Origin of the sequence: Dactylosporangium sp. McL0621 (genome assembly GCF_049995355.1) — a bacterium.
Taxonomy (GTDB): Bacteria; Actinomycetota; Actinomycetes; order Mycobacteriales; family Micromonosporaceae; genus Dactylosporangium.
This window is the reverse complement of sequence record NZ_CP188259.1, coordinates 11,354,897-11,373,882: the sequence shown is the minus strand read 5'-3', so window position 1 is coordinate 11,373,882 and position 18,986 is coordinate 11,354,897. Positions and strand designations below refer to the sequence as shown.

The following is an 18,986-nucleotide window of genomic DNA, read 5'->3' as shown; positions in this document are numbered from 1 at the left end:
GCAAAGAGCCGGTCGGCGGCGACCCGGTTCAGGAACGTGGCGAGGCTCGGCGGTCCAGACGGCGACCTTTTCCCGGACGCCTTGCTGCCGCCATGCCTCGACTCGCTGCGGTGTCCAGGCGATGGCGTCCGAACGGGACCGGCTGGGCAGCTCGATCCGGCGGCGCGCGGTCCGAATCACCGAACTCGCACTCGTCGCCCCTGTGGACGACGCTGTCGACGGCCGACCAACAACACGCTTGATCACGTTTCCGCACAAGTAGGCTCCCCTCTAGGTCAAGGGGTTGGGGCGGCGAATGTTCTAGGTTGGTTGGTGGCGGGTTCGGTTTGTGACTTGTCCGAAGTGTCAGGTGTCGGGATTGGGCTGGCCGCGCTGGATTGCAGAGTCGCTCCCGGTTGTCCTGCTGGGCCCGCCACCCCGGATCGAGCGTGTTTGGCGTCGCGTGCCATGCGTTTGAAGACCACGTCGGACAGGTGACGCTTGAGTGCGCGCAGGGCTTCCATGGTGGTCTTGCCCTCGGCCAGCCGCCGGCGGTAGTAGGCCCGGCCGGGGTGTCGTGGCGGAGCTGGACGATCGCCATGATGTGCAGGACTCGGTTGATGCGTCGGTTCCCGGCGCGGGACAGCCGGTGGCGGCGTCGGTCGCCTGAGGATGCCTCGATGGGGGCGGTGCCGTTCCAGGACGCGAAGTGCGCGGCGGTGGGGAAGCGTTCGATGTGACCGACGTCGCCGAGCAGCCGGGCCGCTCCGGACGGGCCGATGCCGTTGAGGTCGGTGAGGCGGCTGCCCGCCGCACTGACGGACTCCCGCAGCTGCTTGTCCGCGGCCCGGATCTTCGCGTCGATCGCGGTGAGCTCGTCGATGAGCTCGCGGGCGAGCTGGTGACGGGTTTGCGCCACCATGCCGACCGGCTCGGGTGCGGTGCACAGCAGATAGCTGGCCTGGCCACGGGTCAAGGACTTCTTCGCCCCGCCGGGCACGAGTTCGAGCAGCAGGTGGTGGATCCGGCTGACGGTCTCGGTGCGGGCCCGGCCCAGCTCGTCGCGACGGTCGACCAGCAAGCGCAGCACGACCGCCGTGTCATCGGCTTGGACCTGGCGCAGTCCTGGGCTGCGCAGGCCGGCCACGGCAACGCTGTGCGCGTCGACCGGGTCAGTCCTGCGCCCTTGCCCGGTGTCGAACACCCGCACCCGTGCTGACAACTTGGCCGGCACGTCGATGACGGTCTCACCGTCGGCGACCAGACGCTGGGCGACGTGCCGGCCGATCCCCGCGCAGCCCTCCACCGCCCACGTCCGCTCCGCGAACCGGCGGCCGGCCTCAAGCATCCGCGTGTAGCCGCCGGTGTCCGTGCCGTACCGGCCCTTCGCCAAGACCTGCTCGCGCTCGTCGATCACTTCGATCGTCGCTGACCGCTTATGCGGGTCCAATCCGATCACCACACGGCCTATCCGCTCCGCCTCCTCGTTCGTACACTGTGGACGATCGGCGAGGAGGGCAACGCTACTTCGAGCTGGGCAAGCCCCTCTTGAGCCACTCCCGGCCACGGTGACCAGCGGGCGCAGGCCAAATGAGAGTCACACCCAACTACTGTGGACAGCCGATGATGAGAGCAACCCGCTGATCACCTCGACCCAGCCTGGCCGGGCTGAGGTCGTAGATCAAATTGAACAAGTAGCCAGATGAGAGTCACACCCAAACTCAGGTGGACAGCCGCAGAAGAGAGCGATCCCACCGGCTACCTCGACCCAGCCTGGCCGGGCGCAGGTCGTAGATCCAATTAAAGAAGTAGCCGCCGGGCGCGAGCGCAAGGACGTCGGCGTCGGCCCGGATGTACGCGAACCGTTCGCCCGTCGGTGTGGTGGCCGCTGTCGTACGTCAGGTTGAGATCCACGGCGACGAGGTACGCGTAGCCGAGCAGCAGCACCCACAGGGCACCCAGTGCCGGCACTGCCGACACCCGGTCCGCGCTTCCGTCCGTCCGGTTGGCGTACCGGGCGCAGAGCACCATCGGGGCGAGCAGGAACACGCGATCGCCACGCCGCCCACCGCGGCCGGGACCAGCTCCTACGCGGGCCCGTCCGGTCCGCACAACACCAGCACGGCCAGCGTCAGCGCCGCCGCGGCCGCGACGCGCTGCCAGGCGCGGGCCAGCAGGACCGGGGCCCGGCCGGGCCGGGCGTCGGCGGTCCGCGGGCCCGGGACGCCGCGCACGGCCCCGACCAGCACCGCCCCGGCCGCGACGACCAGCGCCACGGTGGCCACCGCGAAGCACGCCACGGCCACCAGGTGCGGCGTGCGCCATCGGCCGGCGGCTCTTTACACTGCCAGCAGCAGTACCACCGCGGTCGGCAGCGCGAGCCCGACCGGCCACACCAGCGGCGAACGGACGCCACGGCGGTACGCCAGCAGCGGCGGCACCAAGGCCAGCACGCACAGGCCCGGCACCCCGGCCGCCGCGAACGCGTACACGTCGACGTTCGGGCTGTACACGCCCGTCTGCCAGGTCAGCCCGGCCATCCACAGCTGGACCACCGAGGCCGCCCCGAGCGCCGCCAGCGCGATCCACGTCGCCGCCACCGCCAAGCTCCCGCGCCGTGCCATCGCATCGCCTCTCCGTCTGCCGCCGGCCCCGAGCGGTCCGGCATCGGTGTCATTCTTGGCGCGGCCGCAGCACGGTGACTCACAAAATTGTGCCACCGGGGCGCGCAATGTGGCGCCGCCTCCACTCGTCTAACAGGCAGGAGGTGGACGTGACGTACGAGGACTTCGTCAACTCCCGGCTCGCGGCCCTGGCCAGATATGCCGTGATGTTGACCGGAGATCGACATGCGGCGGAGGACCTGGTGCAGGAGACGATGGTCCGGGCGCAGCTGCACTGGAAGAAGGTCAGCCGAGCCGACGTGCCCGAGCGCTACGTCAAACGGATGATGGCGAACCTGTACGTCGACTGGAAACGCGGTCCCTGGTGGCGGCGCGTGCTGCTGCGCGCCGAGCCCGACGCGACGGTCCCGGTGGCCGCCGACATCGCCGAAGGCGCCGCGGACCGCGACCTGCTGTGGACGGCCCTCGCGCGGCTGCCCCGCCAGCAGCGGGCCGCCGTGGTGCTGCGCTACTACGAGGATCTGCCGGACGCGGAGATCGCCGCGGCGCTCGGCTGCACAGTCGGCACGGCGCGGGGCTACATCTCCCGCGCGCTGGTCACCCTCCGATCCCGTCTGAACGGCCGGGATCTCATCGCGGAAGGAGCACGGTGAACGACGACGACCTGCGGGCCGCGTTCGCTCGCCCCGAGCTGGAGCTGCTCGACATCGCACAGCTTCGACGGAACATCGACGCCGAGGTGGTGCGCCGCCGCAGACGCCGCGCCGCAACGCTCACGAGCGTCCTCGCGGCCGCGGTCGTGCTGGTCCTCGGTGTACCCACGGCGGTGTGGCTCGGGGTGAGCCCGGAACGGAACATCGGCCTTCCCGCCCAGGGCGTCGCGGACAGCATGATGCCCGCCCGCCCGCTGAACATCCTGCTGCTCGGCATCGACCCCTACGAGTTGGGCCATTCCGACACGATCATGATCGTGCACGTACCGGCCGGCGGCACCCGGGTCGACCTGATCTCGATCGAGCGGGACGTGGTCACCGACATACCCGGACACGACCCCGACAAAATCAACAGCGCGTACCACGTCGGTGGGGCGGATCTCGCCACGAAGACGGTCGAGAAGCTGACGGGGGTGCCGCTCGACGGCGCGGTCGTCGTGCGCCTCGGCGCCGTCGAGAAGATCACCGATTCCGTCGGCGGTGTCCGGATCTGCCTGGAACGCCAGGTCACGTCCATCCACACCGGGCGGGTCTACCCGACCGGGTGCCAGACGATCGACGGCGCCATGGCGGCGGACCTGCTCCGCCAGCGCCGGGACCAGCCGCTCGGCGCGTACGACCGGGATCGCAACGCGCAGCGGTTCCTCGCCGCGCTCGTGGCGAAGGTCGTCGCGCTGAACCTGCTCACGGACTTCGACAAGGTCAACAAGATCGCCCGGACCGACGGGCTGACCGTCGACCTTTCCGGCGTCACGCTCTCGCAGCTCTACCTGCGACTGAAGGACGGCAAGGCCACCGACATCGTCGGAATCGGCGTACCCGAGTTCCACACCGTCGTCAGGGACGGCTTGAACAGCGAGGCGCTGCCGAAGGACGCCGCCCAGCTGTTCGCCGACGTCCGGGCCGACACCGTCGACGAGTTCGTGGCCACCCACCCGACGTGGGTAACGCCGATCCGGGTCTGACCGTCGGAGCCGCCGAACCGCCCCACCCGGTTTACGCAAGCACCCGGTGGGGCGTTTCCGGCCGCGGGCGCACCGCCTTCGGCCGGACATTGAACTACGCTGTCGTTTCCACCGAGCCGATCGACACCTCTGTCGCACACCCCGCGCGGCGTTACAACTACTGGCTCGGCGGCAAGGACAACTTCGCCGCCGACCGGGCGTCCGGCGACGCCATCGCCGTCGCCTGGTCGAGCGCGCCGATCGCCGCGCGCGAAAACCGCCGGTTTCTCCGGCGAGCGGTGCGCTACCTCGCCGGTGAGGCGGGCATCTGGCAGTTCCGCGGCGGAGGTTCTGCATGAACGCGACGGGCCCGTCCCGCGTAGTCCAGGTCCGTACGGGCCTGTCCCACGGCGACCGAGCACCCGCGGAGCGCCCAATCGGACGGTTCCGGTCAGCGCCGATCCTGTTGGGATGTGCACGCAGCCGGCGCGGGTCCGGCACCTGCCGCAACCGCTCCAGCAGCGACGACGCCACCGACAACGGCTCGGTCCCAGCAGGGCCGGCCGTGAGTTCGGCCTCCCACAACGCCAGATCAGCGAGGTGGTCAACAACCGGGTCGAAACATGATCTTCAGGCGTAGACACCCGAAAGATCATCAGAGTCGCGCTCGTCCCACAACTCCCGCCTCGTCCGGCCCCGGAACGAACAAAAGACCTCAAGCCGGAACAACGCCGGGGCCGTGGGGTTAGATCAGACCCCTGGGGGTAGCGCGAAATCCGCGCCGATCCGGGAGGATGTCATGGCCACAGTCGGTTTCGTGGGCCTCGGGGACATGGGTTCCCGCATGGTGCCCCATCTGCTGCGCTCCGACCACCGGGTAGTTGTCTTCGACGTCGTACGGGACCGAATTGATGCGATGACGGCGCTGGGGGCCGTCGCGGCCGATAGCCCAGCCGCAGCCGCACGCGACACGGATGTGGTGATCAGTACCGTGATGTCCGACGACATACCGGTGGCACATCTGGGACAGGACGGCATCCTTGCCGATATGCGACCCGGAGCAGCCCTGGCGGTCCTGTCGACGACGACTCCGGACATGCTGCAGTCGGTTGCGTCGAAGATGCCGGCGGGCGTACACCTCGTCGACGCCCCGCTCATCGGCGGCGTGCGTTATGCGTCGGAAGCCGCGTTGACCGTGTTGCTGGCGGGCTCCGACGACGCGATGGCGTTGACCGAGCCGATCCTCAGAACTTTCGGGGATGTCGTTCGTGTCGGGCCGCTCGGGTCCGGCGTGGCCTACAAACTGATCACCAATGTGGTCGTCATGGCTGCCGAGGCGGGGTTGCGCGAAGCACTCGACCTGGCCGACATTCTCGGTGGCTCGTACCAGACCACGCTCGATCTGCTGGCCCGCGGTCCGATGGCGGCGGTGGTGAAGCGTGCGTTGGATCGTGACAATCCGCGTCCCCTTCGCGATTCGGCCCTCGACTTCGATGTGCTGGTGGCCGCAGGCGGAGAGGACAACTTGCCGATCTCGGCGGCCGGGCGTCGCCGGCTCTGGGCCGCCGCGGAAGCCGCTTCCCCACCTCCGGTCTTCGTCGACCTGACCTCCCGCATCACAGCGCTTCCCAGGTTCCGCGGCGAATAGACAAGTGGTCGGCTGCGCGAACACGGGGGGTAAGCCCTCGCCGGTTGCGCCGCGATGAGGTACCCGCCCAAGGTCGGGCGCCCGTTTCGCCCGGACCACAGCGGGTAGCGCACATGCGAAGGCTGGTGACCATTCGGGAGAGCTTCTCCCGCTCGCTTTCACAGCTAGGAGGAATGCGATGGTAAGCCTGCCCAAGCGTGACCCGGCAAAGGACAACCTGCTCAGCCCGGGAAATGCGGCGCTCATCATCATCGACTATCAGCCGCCGCAGATCACCACCGTACGGTCCATGAACACCGGGCGGATGCTCAACAACATGATCGCGCTTGCGCGCCTCGCCAGGGTGTTCAATGTGCCGACCATTCTTTCGACCGTCAACGTGAAGTCGGGCGTGAACCAGGACACGGTCCCGCAGCTGAAAAACGAACTCCCCGACATTCCCTCGTATGACCGGACGCAGATCAACGCGTGGGAGGACAAGGAGTTCCTCGACGCGGTGAAGGCCACGGGGCGCCGGAAGCTGATCATGGGCGCGCTGTGGACGGAAGCGTGTCTGCTGTTCCCCAGCCTGGACGCGCTCAACGAGGGATACCAGGTCTTCCCGGTGGTCGACGCGCTCGGCGGTACGACGATCGAGGCGCACGAGAATGCTCTCGAGCGTATCAATCACGCCGGAGCGCAGCCCACGACGTGGAACTCGGTGGCGTGTGAGCTCCAGCGGGACTGGGCCCGCACGGAGACCGTGGAGGGCTTCCTGCAGACCGTCATCGACCAGAACGAGGACTGGGGTTGGTTCGAAGAAATGCGCGGGCGCGGCAAGCGCCAGCAGACTCCGGTCGCCGTGTAGCGCTGGACTCCGGTCGCCGTGTAGCGCTTCCTGGTTAGCCGGTGAGTCAGCCCGAACATCCAGCTACGGCGGCCGTCACCCGGCCGGCGGCACCGCACGGAGCCGCCGGATCGGCGTGGCAGCCGCTGCGGCTTTACGCGTTCCGGGTCCTGTTCGTGGCTCAGCGCGCGCACCGACGCGTACCTGGAGACAAATGTCGACCGCGAAGCACAGCGCGCTGGAGTTCCTGCTGACGTTGATGCTGCTCTTCGGCGTGACCACGATCGTGCGCTGGGTCGTCGGGCCGTCCGTCATCTCCGACGCGGTCCCGCAGATCCAGCTCCAGTTGCTGATCGTCGGCGTTTGCGTGGGGCCGCTCCTGGCCGGGCTGATCCTCAGCAAGCCCGGGAAGATCACGGGAGGCCACATGAATCCCGCGATCTCATTCGCCATGTGGCGGTTCAGGGTCTTTCCCGGTGCGTCCGTCGTGCCCTACATCGCCGCACAGCTCGCCGGATCCGTGCTCGGCGTGCTCGCGGCGCGGGCCCTGTGGGGCCGGGCGGCCGATGCCCCGCCGGTGGCCGACGCCGTGCTACGGCCAGGGCTCGGTTGGTCGGCCGGTGCGCTCTTCGCGGCCGAGGCCGCCAGTATGGGCGTCATCGTCTACCTCGTCGGGACGTTCCTGAAGAGCCCGCGAACGGCACCGCTCGTCCCGTGGTTGGTCGGGCTGCTCATCGGGGCGGCGATCCCCGTGCTCGGCACCACCACTGGAGGGTCGGTCAACCCGGCACGCCAGTTCGGCCCGGCGTTGATCTCGGGGCACCTCGACTACCTCTGGGTGTATCTCCTCGCCCCCGTGGTGGGCGCGGCGGTGGCCGCTACCGTGCTCGACCTCGTACACAGGCGCGGCGTCGTGCTCACCCACCGGCTCTGCGGCACCAACCCGGACGGCTCCCGCCTGCGCCGACGACCCGGATGACCGTGCCGCCGGGTCGCCCGGCAATCTGCGGCGTTCGTGCGTTCAGCCGATGCGGTCCAGCAGCGCGCGCAACGCTGCGCAAAGGTCTTCCTTGGCGTGCCAGGCTGTGGCGATCGGTGCGGCGATCGCCTCGGGCAGGTTGGACAGCTCGTCGAGGAGGGCGTCGACGTGTTCGCCGCGCATCCGGGGGCGTTGCGGGTCAGCCGGATACGTAGGGGTCATCGCCGGCGAACGGCACCTGACGAGCGTCCTGACCGCGTACACCGCGCACTACAACGGCCACCGCCCACACCGATCACTCGGACAACGACCACCCAACCCACCACCGCAGGTCGTTGACCTCGACGCCGCCCGCGTCCGACGACGCCCGATCCTGGGTGGATTGATCAACGAATACCCGCAGGCAGCGTAGCCGAATCTCATTTGCGAGCCCAACACGTTCAAACCCAACCAGTAGCTGGCGGCGCCACTCGCCTGTTCACCGGCGCGCAGTCGCTCCCCAGCGCACCGCCACAGCCGGAACCCCAGCCAGCTCGGGCCGGTGAGCGGCCTTCGCCAGCTCGTGGCAGAGTACGAAATTGATCGAGCGCGGGCACCGGCTACTTGAGCGGTCACGTGATCTTGGCTGTCTCCGTGTCCGATGGAGGGGTTGACTCGTTTGCAATGACGCATGATCGACTGTCGGGGTCACTGTGGGAAATCCGGTTGACCGGCGTGATGGGGTGGCGCCATGGTCAACCTCTCCGCTGGACTGTCCCCGGCTGCCCTGCATGCTATTGCTGATCTGGAGCGCCGTGTGGTCGCGGCCGACGGCGGGCGGCTGAAGCTGGAGTGGAATGCGTTGCGCCACCGTTCCGGGCAGGACGTCGAGGATGTCCTGTGGTGGGACGGTGAGCGGCTGCTGGGGTTCTTGGGTATCTATACGCACGGCGCGCCGACCATCGAATTGGCCGGCATGGTCGATCCCGCCGCGCGGCGGCGCGGGATCGGCACCGCACTGCTGGATGCCGGGCTACGGGTATGCCAGCAGCGCGAGCACGCCTCGGTTCTGCTGGTCGTGCCTCGCACCTCGGTTGCGGGAGGATCACTCGCGCAGCGGCGGGGCGGTAGCCTCGACCACAGCGAGCATGCCCTCCAGTTGCTCGGCGAACCCGCCGACGTCCCCGCCGATCCCCGTGTCACCGTCCGCACCGCCGTCCACGCTGATCAGCAGGCCGTACGAGAACTGCTGCGCCTGGGATTCGGTTGGGAGCCGCCCGAGGACGCCCTCCGCGACCCCAACACCCTCGTGGTCGAACGGGACGGCCAGCCGATCGGTACCGTCCGGTTGATCCGCGAAGGGGATCGGGCTGGCGTCTACGGCTTCGTCATCCACCCCGGCCACCAAGGACGCGGCATCGGGCGGGACGTGCTGCACCGCTTGTGCCGAACGGCCCGAGCCGACGGCGCCACCGCCGTCCACCTCGAGGTGGCCACCGGCAACGACCGAGCCCTGAACCTCTACACGTCCCTCGGCTTCCAGCCGGTGATCACCGAGGACTACTACGCGCTGCCCGGCCAGTGACGGCGACCCGCGTCGCCGGGCCGCGGGGTGCGCCGTGCAGGTCCGCGGAATCGCGGTCCGCGCTGGCCTTCGCGCCGGATGGTGTGCTGGCGCTCGCGGTGGTGGCGGCGGCGGCGAGGCAGAGTCCGTCGGGCAGAGCCCGCCCGCTCGCGGTAGAGCAGCTCGGTGATGGTCTGCCTGAGGACGTCGACGGTGCCGTTGCGGTAGGTGCGACTGCTGACCAACCCGTCCACCGTTAGCGTCGCGGACGTGCGGCAAGGCCCTGTCCGAAGATCGTGATGGTGGTGTGCGTTTGAAGCGCTGGTTGCGCAAGCCGGGCGATGGGGCACAAGGCCGCAAGGACGACCTGGAGCGGATGATCGAACTTCGGGGGCCTGCCGAAGACAAGGTAGGACGACGTCCGGCAAGATCAGACGCGCGACCCCAACGCGGACGCCAAGGCGGACGCCCGAACAGGGGTCAAGCCGGAGTCTTTCACCGCGGTCAGCTGGCGACCGCGACGGCGATGGCGAGTGGTGGAACGACAACGGAACTGCCTTTCGAAAGTGGGCAAGGGGGAACCCTGCCGGGTCACGCCCGGCCGGGCGGGCCGCGCGAGGGTGGCCAAGGTGGTACATCCACTGTGGAGTTTTCAACGAACGTGCCGTCCGGCGTCGGGCGGATCAGGGCAGCAGTCATCGTCACGACCGTGGCACGCACGGCCGTGCGCAGAGGGGAACAACAAACAGCGGCGCGAACCGGCGGCCCTGGACAGAGCATCCTGCCGGTCCTCGTCGATGCGGGTGACGGACGGGGCGCTGGCTCAGCCCGCCAGGAGAAGATCCTTCATGGCGGTCCTCCTGTCAGTCGTACCGGCGCCCGGTCGGCAGGGTCGGTTGAACACCGGGCCACAACGACAACGAGCGCCCCCAACGGGAGCGCTCACCCATCGACCTATGTGGCCCGGCGCGAGACGCCGCACGGGGAACGTACTTCCAGTACGCCGCGCCCGAACCGGCAAGTCAAGTGCCTCTGCCGGACCATTTCGACGGAGACACCAAACCGTCCTCAGTGGACCGTCCGGAACGAGGTCGATCCGTGCTGGAACGTCCATGGGCGTCCGTCAACGGTGCCGAACGTCCACGCCGGTAAAGTGTGCCAACTTTCGCCCGTCACTCGCCGTAGGCGACTTCGGAAGACTTCGGCTGGCCGCTCGATGATCGTTTGTGTTGCGACGCATTCAAGCGCGCCGTTCCCGCAGCGGGCCGCCTGTCCATCGACGTGGATGACTTGACTCCTTGGCGAAGTGGAGCGTGGATCCACGTCCACGTCCCAATTCGCCGCCCGCGAGGAGCCTGGTCCGATGGCCGCACCAGTCCGTCAAGCGCGCCACTGCATTACTCGGACGGCGTGCGGTTCGGGCAGTTGATCGCCCAGCGCAGGCGGGAGCTCAAGCTCAGCCAGCGTGTCCTCGCCGACCGTCTGTGCGCGGCATCGGGCACTCGCACCCACAGTCGGGTACCCCTCCGCTCGCTTCAGGACGGGGCATCGTGCGGGGCCGAGCCGCGGTGGACGGGCCGGAATCGGTCGAGTGCGGTTGGGGTCAGGGGCCGCAGGAACGCACTCTGGCGGTCACTCAGTGGGGTGACATCCGGCGGCGGCGTGCGGTCGACCTGTGCCCATCAGGATGGTCTCGGGGCGAGTTGCTTGAGTAGCGCGCTGCAGGAGCTGCAGCGAACCAGCTCCGAGCGGGCCCGGCGCTGATACGCCACGGTCGTATCGAGGGGCGTCAGTCTTGATTGGTGGTCGTTGACCACAGTGCCTCGATGGGAAGGGCGCGGATCTTCTCGCCGTAGGGGAGTGTCTGCTGGCCGGTGTAGAGGATGTAGCCGGCGACGAAGCGGTCACCGACTCGGTCGGCGAGGTGTCGCAGCCCGGCGAGGTCGCCGCCGCGCACATTGGACGCGGCCTTGACCTCGATACCGACGATCCGGCCGTCGGCGGCTTCGAGAACGGCGTCGACCTCCACACCGTCCTTGGTGCGGTAGTGGTACAGGCGTACTCGCTCGTCGTTCCAGGTGAGCTGGCGGGCCAGTTCCATCAGGACGAAGTTCTCCATCAGCTGACCGGCCGCGCCGTCGGGTTCGGCGAGTCGTCCGGCGTCCTGGCCGAGCAGGTGGCTGGCGAGGCCGCTGTCGATGTACGCCAGTTTGGGTGTGCCGACGGCGCGGTGGGTGTGGTTGCCGGACCAGGCGGGGATCTGCTTGATGAGGAACACCGCGGCGAGCAGTTCGAGGTACCGGTTGAGTGTGGTGCGGGGGATGCCGGACTGGGTGGCGAGTGACGCGGCCACCAGCAGACCGCCGGAGCGACCGGCGAGCAGGGCCAGCAGGCGGCGCAGCTCACCACGGCGTTCGATGGCGGCCAGTTCGGTTACGTCCCGCTCGATCAGCGTCGTCAGGTACGACTCGAAGAATGCCGCGCGCCGGCGTGGCGTACGGCGTACCGCCTCCGGGTAGCCGCCGCGCACGACCCGGTCCAGGTAGTCGCGGCGGCGCAGCGTCGAGGTGTGGGACAGATCCGGGCCGTATGCGAAAGCGGCGTCGACGAACCGGTCGGGCGTACCGTCGATTTCTCCTTGGGAGAACGGCCAGAGTTCGACGGTTTCCATGCGCCCGGGCAGGGCGTCGGGCAGGTCGCGCAGGGCGAGGATGCGGGCGGATCCGGTCAGGAGGAACTGTCCGGGCGTCGGGTCGGCGTCGACGACGAGCTTGATGGCCCGGAACAGTTCTGGGGCAAGCTGGACCTCGTCGATGACCATGAGGCCGTCATGTTCGACGAAGTCGGTCGGTGCCTCGTGGGCGGCGCGCAGGATCGCGGGGTCGTCCAGCAGCCGGATGACCGGGTTGCGCGCCCTTGACGTCAGTGCCGTGGCGAGCGTGCTCTTGCCTACCTGCCGGGCGCCGTTGACGGCTACCACGCGGGTGTCGGTCAGTGCTTCGGCGACCAGGGGTTCGACGTGCCGGGGGAGTAGTTCGCGGTCGTACGCCATGCCAGCATTATGGACGATCGGTCGCACGATCTGTGGACGTTTGGTCGCCATGTTCGTGGACGTCTGGACGCTCCTCCTCCGGGCAGATGGACGTCTACCGTGACCGGGGCAGGCAACCGAACCTCGACGAGCTGGCGGCACGGCTCGCGACCACACCCTGCAGCCCGCTGTACCGCACCCACATCAGTCCCGACCGCGCGTTCACCGCTCTCGTGCACGCGATCCCGTGCTGAGGCGACGCCCCGCGCGGGCACCATCAACACCACCCTTACCTGGACGCCGGCGGACCGTTCGGGCCGCCCGCGGACCGGGGTGGGGGGGATCCCGGACGAGCACCCACCGACCACCCAGCCGGATGACCGCCGACACGAAAAAGCCCCCACGGTGATTCCCACTGTGGATCCGGATGGTCGGCGGGTGTCTCGGTCGTCGGGGCTGCGAACCCGAGGCCGTTTCGGCTAGCGTGGCCGCGGACCCGGGGGAGGGCAGGACGGTGACACAACGCAGGACGGCAATCGCGCTGCTGGTCGTGGCGGTGCTCGTGGTGTTCGGCACGGCGGCGTGCAGTTCGAAGGCGCAGCCCGCGACGGCGCAGCCCGCGGCGGTCGTGCCGTCGGCCGCTTCCGGGGAGCCGTCGCTGCCGCCCGAATCGTCTACGCCGTCGACGTCGTCGCTCGCACCGTCGGTCCGGGCCTCGCGGACGGCGGGTCCGTCCGGCACGCCGAAGGCGTCCGCGGAGAGCGCTTTTGCCGTCCGGCCGCCGGGCGCCGGTTCCGGCCCGGCCGGGTCCAGGGCGCACACGGGGTCGACGGCGGTGGCGTTGACCTTCGATGACGGCCCTGACCCGGTGAACACTCCGAAGATCCTCGAGGTGTTGCGCGCCAACGGTGTGAAGGCCACGTTCTGTCTGGTCGGCTTCCGCGTGCGGGACCATCCCGAGCTGGTGCGGCAGATCGTCGCCGGCGGGCACACGCTGTGCAACCACTCCTGGCAGCACCTGACGGACCTCGCCCAGCGGGACCAGACCTATGTCGACTGGGACCTCCAGCACACCAACGAGATGATCCACGCCGCGGTCGGCAACGACGTGCCGATCAAGTATTTCCGCGCTCCGGGCGGCAACTTCACGGCCGATCTCGTGGCGAAGGCACAGTCGATGGGCATGGCCCCGATCTATTGGGATGTCGATCCGCAGGACTGGAACCACAAGAACGACGCCAGCGACGCCGCCCACATCGCGCGGGTGATCGGCGAGGTGAAGCGGCAGGTGCGGCAGGGCTCGATCATCCTGTCGCACGACAACGTGCAGCCGGACACCATCGTGGCGTACCAGACACTGGTGCCGTTCCTGAAGCGGTACTTCACGCTCGTCGCGCTGCCAACCTGACGCGCCGGCTGCGCAGTTGCCGGGATCGCGCCCGCACCGGCGTGGCCCGATTCCTCGGCTACGAGATCACCACGCAGCACAACGACCGGCAGACCACCCGTGGCCAACGGTCATCATCGCCGGACACGCCTTCATGCAGAACCTTCGACGCGGCCGCTACGAGCTCGCCGTCGACGCCTCGCCCGCGCTGCGGGTCGCCACCACCGCGTTCACCGAACTGGCCCAGGCGAGCTGAACGCGGGACACCGTCACGGGCTCGACGGGTCCGCCGATCCCTCCACGCAACGGCACCGACCGAACTGCCCAGACGATCATCGCCGGACACGCGTTCATGCAGAACCTCCGCCGCGGCCACTACGAACTCGGACTCGACGCGCCGCGCGGACTCCGCGTCGCCGCGGCGTTCACCGAACTCGCTACCGCTATCTGAAGACCGGCCGCACTCGCTCAAACGCACCCTCCGATCGGCAAACGCAACAACGCCCTTGCCGGTGAGTTGGCCCGGCCGGGCGGCGGAGCGCCGCCGCCCGGCCGGTGCCGCTATCGGACCATGAAGACGTAGTAATACGGGTCGGAGGTAGTGCCGTCTGGACTTACCGTCCAGACGTCCAGTTCGTACCAGCCGGCCGAATCTGGTGTCCAGTTGATGGTCGCTGTGCCGTCGGGCCCGACTGGCGCGGTCTGCGTCGTCGTCTCGAAGTCGAACGAGTAGGCGAACTGCGTGCTACCGGGCACCTTTGCGGTGAACGTGAAGGAGCCGCTGACGCCGGCTCCGCCCGCCTCGGCGCTCTCTGGGTAGTCCGTCGAGCTGACCGTCGGCGTCGTGTCGAAGTAGAAGTAGCTTTGGCTTGCCGGGGACACCCAACCGTTCGACCCCGTGCTGGTGACTGACAGCCATGCAGGTCCGGGCGTGGTGGGTGCAGCGCTTCACGCCGTGCTGGCCGACGCCGCCCAGTTCTGCCGGCATGCACCCGGCGACAGGTGGTTCGTCGACGAGACGTGCGTCAAGGTCAACGGAGTCTGGCGGTACGTGTACCGGGCGGTCGACCAGTACGGGCAGGTCATCGATGTGCTCGTCGCGGCGCGCCGGGACGCCGAGGCGGCGCGGAGGTTCTTCCCGCCGGGCGCTGTCGACGCTGAAGGTCAAGCCAAGCGAAGTGGTCACCCGACGCCGCCGCGGTCTACCCCGCGGTCCTGGACGAGCTGATCCTGTCCGCGTGGCACCACGTCGAGCAGTACGCCAATAACCCGATCGAGGCCGATCACAGTCGGCTCAAGCACCGGCTGAGACCGATGCGCGGGCTACGAACGGACCAGACCGCCCAGGTGTTCATCGCCGGACACGCCTTCATGCAGAACCTTCGACGCGGCCACTACGAACTCGCCATCGACGCCCCGCCCGCTCTGCGGGTCGCCGCTGCGTTCACCGAACTCGCCCAAGCGATCTGACCGCGACCCAGGGCCCCGGCAAAGTCGTGATGCATGTCCGGCTTGAGGTGCTTCATGTGGATGCGCCCTTGCTGGGCGCAGCAGGACGGGCATGACCGGCTCGGAAGATCATCGAGGTTCCTACGCCCTGTTGATCGTTCCCGAAGCTGGATGCCCGCCGATCGCCTCATCTCGTGCGGCCGGTCAGAACGGCAGTTCGGACCTGAGCTCGGTCAGCGCGGCCACCTCGTTGTCGGTCTGTCCCTCCAGTGCGATGTCCGCCCGACGCAACAGGTCGAGGGAAACGGCCAGTGGCCCGCGGAGCAACGCCCGGACGTCCCCACGCCCGCGTTCCACATAGGCGTGGAGCATCGCCCCGACGAAGTCGCGGAAGGCGTCAGGCTCGATCGTGTACCAGTCTCCCGAGACATCGGTGAGCCCGGTCGGCTGGTCGACGTAGCGCGAGGCCGCGTCGACCGTGTCGAGGTAGAGCCGAGCGACTTGGTTGGCCGGGCCCCAGATTTCCTCGTTGTGGACGTCGAAGGTGAAACTCACGGCCACTCCACGGTGATCTCGATGTCGGGGTCCTTCGCACGAAGCTGCGGCAGGATCTGTTAAGCAAAGCCAGGATGGGTCCGGCTTGAGGTGCTTCGTGTAGACGCGCCCTTGCTGGGCGCAGCAGGACGGGCATGACCGGTTCGGAAGATCATCGAGGTTCCTACGCCTTGTTGATCGTTGCCGAAGTGAGCCATGCCCGCATTGCCATCATCGCTGATCGCATCGTTGTCGGCCGCACCGGCCGGACTCCGCCCACCAGAGTTGACCGTCGGACTGCCCGCGGCCCTGGCCGCGGTACCCGATCCACGCGCCCGCCGGGGCATCCGCCATCACCTGACCGTGGTGCTCACGGCGGCTGTCTGCGCGGTCGTGGCCGGCTACCGCTCCTACACCGCGATCGCCGAATGGGTCGCCGACCTGCCCGCCGACACCGCGGTACTGCTGGGCATCGACGCGGACCGTCGACCATCCGAAGCGATGATCCGCAGACTGCTCCAAGCCATCGACCCGGATCTGCTCACTGCCGCGGTCGGGATCTGGCTCGCCGCAAGGATCCCCGCACCAGCACCCGGGTCCCGGCGAGCGATCGCCGTGGACGGCAAGACCCTGCGCGGCTCACGCTGACCGTCAAAGGCAACCAGCCCAGCCTGCACCAGCAACTGGCCAGCCTACCCTGGCGACTCGTTCCTGTCGCCGACCGCACCACCGATCGCGGTCACGGCCGCCGAGAGATCCGCACCCTGAAGATCCTGTCCGTCTCCACCGGCATCGACTTCCCACACGCCGCCCAGGCGATACAGATCCGGCGCCGCCGGCGCCGGCTCGACGAACCTCGACGCTTCACCACCGAGACCGTCTACGCGGTCACTGATCTCCTTGCCCACCAAGCGAAACCGATGCACCTGGCCGACTGGATCCGCGGCCACTGGTCCATCGAGAACAAAACCCATTGGGTCCGCGACGTCACCTACGACGAAGACCGCTCCCAGATCCGCGCCGGCACCGGCCCGCACGTCATGGCCGCCCTCCGCAACGCCGCCATCGGCGCGCTCCGCCTCGCCGGTGCCACCAACATCGCCGCCGCCAACCGCCACCACGCCCACGACACCAACCGACCACTGGCCCTACTCGGCATCAGCTAACGACTTTGCCGGGTCCCTGGACCGCGACCCCAGCACGGGTTCAACGCGTCCAACGATCCCCCAACGCAACGGCGCTCCTGATCTGGTGCAACGCGGCCACCCCGCCCACCCCGCTTTCCGGCATCGCACAGTCTGGCGTGCACGACGCCGGCATCAAGGCCAAGCCCCCGCGGGCGGCCCTCCGGGCCGGCCTTGACCCCAACGTCGCATACACGCCTTCCGAACGCATCCCGGAAACAGACAAAACAACGTCAGTCCCTCAAGCCCTCATCGACTTGACCGGCCCCGCCCCTTCATGGCTGACACGGCCCCGACCGAAAGGCGTCTGCCAAGGCTGACCTCATCCACCGTTTATCGCCCCATCCGGTAAGCAGCCGCGATCAGCGCGAACTGCTATCCGACGTGCACGTAATTACCAATGCCGTAGCTGCAGTGGGTGGCGGAGCCCGCGAAGTTCAAACGGAAGCATGCCCGCGCGAGGTAACCGATCCCATCCCAATAATCGCCGGTCGCGTCATATTGAGCAGTGGAGTAGCTCCCGACGGTATGATACCCCGAGATCGTGTACCAGTAGCTGCCGCCATCTGTTGACCGATCAAGCCATCCGATGCAGCTCAACCCCGCATGTTGGTTCACGAAGCTGCCGTACACGTAGGTAGTGGTTCCCAAATCGAGCTTTACTTCCGCCTGGCAGTAGCCGGTCGAAGTGTCTTGCTGAACCCAGGCCACCCCGGCACTACTACTACCGCCATTAGTTTGGGCTTGGGCGGCGGTTTGTGCGCCGAGCAGGATGGCAGCGGCACCGACGACGGTGAACAACACACGGGACAGTTTTCTGCGGACACGCATGATGGGTTCCATTCTGGGTTGACGGGCTGAGCGTATTCGCGCAGGCGGCGCGGTCACGCTGCGTTACCCGGGTTTCATGGTGATGCCCGACCGGCCACGGGTTGGCTCCTCCCGCGGCTCTCCTTTCGTCGGAGGTCTGCCGGCCCGCCGAAGCGAACTGCCTGTCTTGACCCGCATCCTGGCGTCCCCTCTCCGGCACCTTGTCGAGTCCCATATCTGGTATAGACAACGGCCGAAGGTGAAACTGAGCGGTCCATGCCCGCTCAGTTTCCCGAGTCGTGGTGTCTTCATCTCTGACGGCTCGAACGCTGGGGCGTCGCAGGCCGGAACAACCGGGAACCGTACCCGTCGTCCCGGTGACATGGCGGCGAAAGCCTGCTCCGCGATTTGGCCGGCCCGCACCGTCGAGAGCTACAGGTGAACTGCTTTCCGTCAATCAGTGCCAACCGTGCTGTGGGGCTAAATATAGAATTCGGTCTCTGGCCGCTCGTCACGCGGCGTGACAGCCACCGCTACCTAGCGCGCACGGTCGGCGGCAGATGAGGGCGCTATGTGCTCGTCTTGTTTCCAGCGTCATCTTGTGGTGTGCGCGCCGCCGTTGACGTGCATGGTCTGTCCCGTGATGTGGCGGGCGCCGTCGGATGCCAGGAAGTAGGCGGTTTCGGCAATGTCGCTGGGCTGCCCTGCGCGTTTGTTGTGGGTCGCGTTGATCAGGGCGGTTCGCCGTTGCTCGCTGAGCTTTCCTCGGAAGAAGTCGGTTTCGCCGATGTAGCCGGGAGCGATCAGGTTGGCGGTAAGGCCCTTGCCGCCGACCGTCGATGACAGTCCGGCGGTCCATGCGGCCAGGGCGGCCTTCGCTGCGCCATAGGAGGTGGAGGCGTATTCGGCGCCGATGGAACCGATGTTGATGATCGAGCCGCCCGGCCGAAGTTTGTCGAGCACGGCCGTCGTAGTGAGTACCGCGCTGAGCAGGTTGGCATCCAGGTTCGCCCGCCACGCGGCCGCCACTCGGTCCAGGTCCGTGCCTTGCGGGTCAGGCTGGTCGAAGTCCGTGTTGCCACCCGCCATGTTGACCACCACGTCGAGGTCTGCGCCCAAGTCGTCGGCCATTCGTGCCACTTGCCGCACATCTGTGGCGTCGCACGGAATCGGTCGTGCGCCGATCTCGGTTGCCGTGTTGGTGAGCCGGTCGATGTTCCGGCCAGTGATGATCACAGCGTCGCCGCCGGATCGGAAGCGCGCGGCGACGGCCTTGCCGAGCCCGTTCCCGCCGCCGGTGACAAGCACGATGCGACTCACAGCTACCCCTCTCCC

At 68.2% G+C, this 18,986-nt stretch carries 19 protein-coding genes and 2 pseudogenes; 12 read left to right on the top strand and 9 right to left on the bottom strand.

Features of this window, described 5'->3' with window-relative positions; all coding sequences use genetic code 11:
• Positions 1–28: 28 nt before the first annotated feature.
• The 3 genes from ACPPVO_RS53895 to ACPPVO_RS53885 all read right to left on the bottom strand — a co-directional run bounded on the left by ACPPVO_RS53895 (position 29) and on the right by ACPPVO_RS53885 (position 2,579).
• Positions 29–1,441 (bottom strand): IS110 family transposase, encoded by a 1,413-nt coding sequence (locus tag ACPPVO_RS53895; protein WP_426507246.1) that lies wholly within the window; start codon positions 1,439–1,441, stop codon positions 29–31.
• Between the two features lie 625 nt (positions 1,442–2,066).
• Positions 2,067–2,285, bottom strand: coding sequence for a hypothetical protein (locus ACPPVO_RS53890; protein ID WP_426507244.1), 219 nt, complete (start codon positions 2,283–2,285; stop codon positions 2,067–2,069).
• Between the two features lie 33 nt (positions 2,286–2,318).
• Positions 2,319–2,579 (bottom strand): hypothetical protein, encoded by a 261-nt coding sequence (locus tag ACPPVO_RS53885; RefSeq protein WP_426507242.1) that lies wholly within the window; start codon positions 2,577–2,579, stop codon positions 2,319–2,321.
• Between the two features lie 173 nt (positions 2,580–2,752).
• Between ACPPVO_RS53885 and ACPPVO_RS53880 the strand changes: the two genes are divergently transcribed.
• From ACPPVO_RS53880 to ACPPVO_RS53855, 6 genes and pseudogenes are all read left to right on the top strand, one after another.
• On the top strand, positions 2,753–3,256 hold the full coding sequence (locus ACPPVO_RS53880; protein WP_426507240.1) for a SigE family RNA polymerase sigma factor: 504 nt from the start codon (positions 2,753–2,755) through the stop codon (positions 3,254–3,256).
• The gene (locus ACPPVO_RS53875; RefSeq protein WP_426507238.1) at positions 3,253–4,281 is read left to right on the top strand and encodes an LCP family protein; all 1,029 of its coding nucleotides are present in this window, start codon (positions 3,253–3,255) and stop codon (positions 4,279–4,281) included. Before ACPPVO_RS53880 ends, ACPPVO_RS53875 begins: the two co-directional genes overlap by 4 nt.
• A gap of 89 nt (positions 4,282–4,370) precedes the next feature.
• Positions 4,371–4,598, top strand: a pseudogene (locus ACPPVO_RS53870) (SAM-dependent methyltransferase); the annotation flags it as partial.
• A gap of 479 nt (positions 4,599–5,077) precedes the next feature.
• Positions 5,078–5,908, top strand: coding sequence for an NAD(P)-binding domain-containing protein (locus ACPPVO_RS53865; protein ID WP_426507236.1), 831 nt, complete (start codon positions 5,078–5,080; stop codon positions 5,906–5,908).
• A gap of 178 nt (positions 5,909–6,086) precedes the next feature.
• The gene (locus ACPPVO_RS53860; protein ID WP_426507234.1) at positions 6,087–6,755 is read left to right on the top strand and encodes a hydrolase; all 669 of its coding nucleotides are present in this window, start codon (positions 6,087–6,089) and stop codon (positions 6,753–6,755) included.
• Between the two features lie 193 nt (positions 6,756–6,948).
• Positions 6,949–7,713, top strand: coding sequence for an MIP/aquaporin family protein (locus ACPPVO_RS53855; RefSeq protein ID WP_426507233.1), 765 nt, complete (start codon positions 6,949–6,951; stop codon positions 7,711–7,713).
• 42 nt (positions 7,714–7,755) lie between these two features.
• Here ACPPVO_RS53855 and ACPPVO_RS53850 read toward each other — a convergent pair whose 3' ends face one another.
• A complete protein-coding gene (locus ACPPVO_RS53850; protein ID WP_426507231.1) occupies positions 7,756–7,896 on the bottom strand; it encodes a hypothetical protein in 141 nt (46 codons plus the stop codon).
• 547 nt (positions 7,897–8,443) lie between these two features.
• On the opposite strand from ACPPVO_RS53850, the gene ACPPVO_RS53845 reads away from it, so the two are divergent.
• Positions 8,444–9,277 carry a GNAT family N-acetyltransferase gene (locus tag ACPPVO_RS53845; RefSeq protein ID WP_426507229.1) on the top strand — a complete coding sequence of 278 codons (834 nt, stop codon included), beginning with the start codon at positions 8,444–8,446 and terminating at the stop codon, positions 9,275–9,277.
• A 1,768-nt stretch (positions 9,278–11,045) separates the two neighbouring features.
• On the opposite strand, the gene ACPPVO_RS53840 is transcribed toward ACPPVO_RS53845, so the two are convergent.
• On the bottom strand, positions 11,046–12,359 hold the full coding sequence (locus tag ACPPVO_RS53840; protein ID WP_426507227.1) for an ATP-binding protein: 1,314 nt from the start codon (positions 12,357–12,359) through the stop codon (positions 11,046–11,048).
• 35 nt (positions 12,360–12,394) lie between these two features.
• Here ACPPVO_RS53840 and ACPPVO_RS53835 point away from each other — a divergent pair, with 35 nt between their 5' ends.
• Complete coding sequence (locus ACPPVO_RS53835) at positions 12,395–12,541, top strand: hypothetical protein (protein WP_426507225.1); 147 nt, start codon at positions 12,395–12,397, stop codon at positions 12,539–12,541.
• Positions 12,542–12,801: 260 nt separating this feature from the next.
• On the top strand, positions 12,802–13,695 hold the full coding sequence (locus tag ACPPVO_RS53830) for a polysaccharide deacetylase family protein (protein WP_426507223.1): 894 nt from the start codon (positions 12,802–12,804) through the stop codon (positions 13,693–13,695).
• Positions 13,696–14,235: 540 nt separating this feature from the next.
• Here ACPPVO_RS53830 and ACPPVO_RS53825 read toward each other — a convergent pair.
• Positions 14,236–14,556 (bottom strand): hypothetical protein, encoded by a 321-nt coding sequence (locus ACPPVO_RS53825; RefSeq protein WP_426507221.1) that lies wholly within the window; start codon positions 14,554–14,556, stop codon positions 14,236–14,238.
• 53 nt (positions 14,557–14,609) lie between these two features.
• On the opposite strand from ACPPVO_RS53825, the pseudogene ACPPVO_RS53820 reads away from it, so the two are divergent.
• Positions 14,610–15,144, top strand: a pseudogene (locus ACPPVO_RS53820) (IS6 family transposase); the annotation flags it as partial.
• 183 nt (positions 15,145–15,327) lie between these two features.
• Here ACPPVO_RS53820 and ACPPVO_RS53815 read toward each other — a convergent pair.
• Entirely contained in the window at positions 15,328–15,678 is a 351-nt protein-coding gene (locus tag ACPPVO_RS53815; RefSeq protein ID WP_426507219.1) for a DUF6086 family protein, read from the bottom strand.
• Between the two features lie 264 nt (positions 15,679–15,942).
• Here ACPPVO_RS53815 and ACPPVO_RS53810 point away from each other — a divergent pair, with 264 nt between their 5' ends.
• Positions 15,943–16,305 (top strand): transposase family protein, encoded by a 363-nt coding sequence (locus tag ACPPVO_RS53810; RefSeq protein ID WP_426507218.1) that lies wholly within the window; start codon positions 15,943–15,945, stop codon positions 16,303–16,305.
• Positions 16,218–16,823, top strand: a complete 606-nt coding sequence (locus ACPPVO_RS53805; RefSeq protein WP_426514866.1) for an ISAs1 family transposase — start codon at positions 16,218–16,220, stop codon at positions 16,821–16,823. The genes ACPPVO_RS53810 and ACPPVO_RS53805 overlap by 88 nt, the downstream gene beginning before the upstream one ends.
• A 393-nt stretch (positions 16,824–17,216) precedes the next feature.
• Here ACPPVO_RS53805 and ACPPVO_RS53800 read toward each other — a convergent pair whose 3' ends face one another.
• A complete protein-coding gene (locus tag ACPPVO_RS53800; RefSeq protein ID WP_426507216.1) occupies positions 17,217–17,645 on the bottom strand; it encodes a hypothetical protein in 429 nt (142 codons plus the stop codon).
• Between the two features lie 600 nt (positions 17,646–18,245).
• Positions 18,246–18,971 carry an SDR family NAD(P)-dependent oxidoreductase gene (locus ACPPVO_RS53795; protein ID WP_426507214.1) on the bottom strand — a complete coding sequence of 242 codons (726 nt, stop codon included), beginning with the start codon at positions 18,969–18,971 and terminating at the stop codon, positions 18,246–18,248.
• Positions 18,972–18,986 lie beyond the last annotated feature (15 nt).